General features: G+C 43.9%; 2 protein-coding genes and 1 pseudogene. 2 read left to right on the top strand and 1 reads right to left on the bottom strand.

The window, feature by feature from the left end; genetic code table 11:
- Positions 1–271 precede the first annotated feature (271 nt).
- Positions 272–1591, top strand: a complete 1320-nt coding sequence (locus ACFFAP_RS11435; protein WP_375511326.1) for an acetyl ornithine aminotransferase family protein — start codon at positions 272–274, stop codon at positions 1589–1591.
- A 73-nt stretch (positions 1592–1664) separates the two neighbouring features.
- Positions 1665–2582 carry a DUF1338 domain-containing protein gene (locus tag ACFFAP_RS11430; protein WP_375511325.1) on the top strand — a complete coding sequence of 306 codons (918 nt, stop codon included), beginning with the start codon at positions 1665–1667 and terminating at the stop codon, positions 2580–2582.
- Between the two features lie 65 nt (positions 2583–2647).
- Here the strand turns inward: ACFFAP_RS11430 and ACFFAP_RS11425 are convergent.
- Positions 2648–3793 (bottom strand): annotated as a pseudogene (locus ACFFAP_RS11425) (hypothetical protein); the annotation flags it as partial.

Genomic DNA, 3793 nt, shown 5'->3' with positions numbered 1-3793 from the left:
ACTAATGTGACTTGAAAACTAGCTTTTGGAGTCGCAAAAGCAACTAATGTGACTTCAAAAGTAACTTTTGGAGTCGCAAAAGCAACTAATGTGACTTCAAAAGTAACTTTTGCGTAGACGTGGCCGGGCAAAGTTTTACAAAATACGAAAATCTTTACTATGAAGCTTTTTCGGTAAATGCGTAATTTCTACAGCAATGGAATCAAATGCTACTGTAAGCAATCAAACTTTAGCGTTTAATCATCAGTATCTTTAAAAAATTGAAAAAATTATGTTAGGTATCGCTATTAACCTAAATTTACCTCTTAGACCCCGTATAGTAACTTCCTTACCTGGGCCTCGCGCTCAAGCAATTGTACAACGCGATCGCGCCGTAACTTCCCCTTCTTACACCCGCGATTACCCGTTAGTTGTATCTCGCGGTCAGGGCTGTATGGTAGAAGACGTGGATGGCAATGTATTTCTGGATATGACCGCAGGTATAGCCGTTACCGCCACCGGACACGCTCACCCGGAAGTTGTTAAAGCAATTCAAGAACAGTCGGAACGTCTGCTGCACATGTCAGGGACGGATTTTTATTATGAACCAATGGTGGAACTAGCGGAACAATTGGCGATTCGCGCCCCGTTTCCCCAGCCACAGAGTAATACTGGGTTTCCCGCAAAAGTATTTTTCACCAATTCCGGGGCAGAATCTAACGAAGGAGCCATCAAACTAGCTAGATATTACACCAAGCGATCGCTAATTGTAGCCTTCTTAGGTGCATTTCACGGACGCACTTATGGGGCAATGTCTCTGACTGGTTCCAAAGCAGTGCAGCGAGCGAATTTTGGGCCTTTAGTTCCTGGGGTGACTCATATCCCCTACGGCACTCACGCTAGCTTAGATTATCTAGAAGAACAGTTATTTTGCACAATTTTACCACCGCAAGAAGTGGCGGCGATCGTAGTCGAAGCAATTCAGGGAGAAGGCGGGTATATCGTCCCCGAAGATGGTTTTTTGGAACGGATTCGGGATATTTGCGATCGCCACGGTATTCTGATGGTAGTGGATGAAGTGCAAGCAGGGATGGGGCGGACTGGTCGTTTATTTGCGATCGAGCATTGGGGTGTGATGCCTGATATCATTACTACTGCCAAAGGTATCGCCAGTGGTTTGCCATTAGGAGCAATACTTGCCAGACCAGAGTTGATGACTTGGCCTCCCGGTTCTCACGCTACCACATTCGGCGGTAATCCCGTAGCTTGTGCTGCTGGTATTGCCACACTGCGACTGCTGGAAAGTGGTTTGATGACTAACGCTACTCAGATGGGAGAATTATTACAAGCTAGTCTTACCAAGTTGCATCAAAGATTTCCTAAAGTATCGCCGCCACGAGGTAAAGGTTTAATGGTTGCGGTGGATTTATTGGATGAACAGGGTAATCTCGATCATAAATTGCGCGATCGCATTATCCAAGAAGCTTTTTTACGAGGTTTATTATTGCTTGGTTGCGGTAAAGCAGCAATTCGTTTTTGCCCACCTTTAGTTATCGATAGCGACCAAATTCAGATAGCCCTTCAGATTATCAGCGACATTTTAAGTTCTTAAAAGATAAGGGGGACTTGTACAGACGCGATTAATCGCGTCTCTATTGTTAACTAATGACAAATAACTAATCTATATGAAACCCGAAATAGCCCCTCATTTATGGAAATTACTTTGGCAAGAATACAGCACCAGGGTAAATCATGCCCGTACCTACCAGCAAATGATTACTGCTGCGGGTGGGAATGTCGCCAACGACCATATCGCCTTTCGGTCTTTGCGTTTATTAGTAGATAGTCCACAGGGTGAAGTTAACTTAGGAATTGACTACCTTGGGCAACTTGTAGAAGCTTTAGGTTACGTGGCGGCTGGAGAGTATAATTTTGCTCAAACCCATTTGTACGCCCGTTATTATCGTCATCCACAGCAAGAGGAATTTAACTTACCCAAACTGTTTATTAGTGAGTTGATTGTCGATGAATTGCCTGCTAATATTGCCCAACTCATCTCTAAAACAGTATCTTCAATCCCAGACGAACTCATCTCACCCCTGACTCTTCTTTTACAAAAAAACGGAAACATTGAAACTATCGCCAAACAACTCCAGCAAGTCTTTACCCGCCCTTGGCTACCTCCTGTGCGTTCTGTTGTCGAAGAGGTGAATCAGGTTACTCAGTATGGGGCTTGGGTGTTGCTGCATGGTTACGCAGTCAACCACTTTACAGGCTACGTCAACGCCCAGAATACTCCAGAATATCCAGACATTGATACTACTGCCAGCGCTTTGGCTAAGTTGGGTGTACCGATGAAAGCAGAGATAGAGGGAAATATTGGTTGTGGTTTGCGGCAAACTGCAACTCAAGCAGTCACAGAAATGGTGACAGTGTTAGATAATAACAGTGGTGCAGAAATTCAAATCCCTTGGACTTACGCTTATTATGAAATTGCCCAGCGCTATCTAGTAGAAGTGGAATCTGGAAAGCAGATACTTTTTGATGCTTTTTTAGGAAGTAATGCCCAGCAATTATTTGAAATGACTCGTCTATCTAAATAGCCCAGAGTTGTTAGTAAAAGATTCAGTTCCGTGTTCCAAGCTTGGAACTCTATGTTTTAAGCAAACTATGCTTGCAAGATAAAATCAGATGCCGTCAGAGTTGGCGCAGCAGTTAGAGTCGCAAATAGACCGCCACTGCCAAAACCAGCCGCGCTGCCATTTTGATTGTAGAACAACTGTCCACTCACAGGATCGTAGACAATTTTTGCTGTGCTAGTCTTGGCTGAATTCGTGACTTGAAAATCACTCAAGTTACTAAAACCTGTTCCCGCAGTAGAAGTAATTGCATTAAAGGTAGTCTTATCTAAGATAATCTTGTCACCTTGGGAGTGGTTAAAATCAGCGATCGCATCTACACCAACAGCAGTACTGGCAAAGGCAGCATTGGTATTGTAAAGGAATTTGTCAGCACCCGCACCGCCGACAAGGGTATCATTACCAGCACCACCGATGAGAATATCATTGCCAGTACCACCTCGCAGCAAGTCATTGCCACTCAAACCATTGATTTTGTCGTTACCGCCTTGACCATTAATCACATCATTGGAGTTGTCAAAACCTGCAATGTTATTGTTTAAGTCATTCAGGAAGGTGACAGTGTTTTTGTTGAAAATGCTAGTTTGAGTGGAGTTGGCATTAATCACATCAAAGCTATCAGCAATGCTGGTTTGCCCATCAAACAAAATATTGCCCAGTGCAGGTTTTGAAGAAATTGCTGGCAGGTTATCCAGATTTTCTAAAAGGAAGTTTTGCAATTGGACTTTGGTAGATGGCACATTTTCAAAAGTGACTTCTAAGTTGTTGCCTTTTTGAATTAGTTGCAGATTTCGGGCAGTTAAGCCCGAACCAATAAATTGCAGTGTGTCAACATTGGCAATCACAGCCTGAGATGGGTTTATGCCTTTACCAACGCCACCAAAATCGGTGATGATGTCATTGCGATCGCCAGAGTTCAACACAAACTTATCTTGACCACCATTGCCTGTGAGGGTATCATCACCAGTTTTGCCGTCGATGATGTTGTTGCCAATTGTACCGATGAGAGTGTCTGAATCAGCAGTTCCGGTTAGGTTAATGGTGCTGCCACTGCCGATATTTTTCCCCCCAAATACTACATAGCTTTGCCCAGCATCATATTTGCCGTTGGGGTTGGCACTATCTGCCCCAATAATCAGGTCGTCAATGCCATCGTTGTTGATGTCCCCTGCATT

It is taken from the genome of uncultured Nostoc sp. (assembly GCF_964245575.1).
Classification (GTDB): domain Bacteria; phylum Cyanobacteriota; class Cyanobacteriia; order Cyanobacteriales; family Nostocaceae; genus Nostoc.
This window is presented reverse-complemented; position numbering and strand designations above follow the sequence as displayed.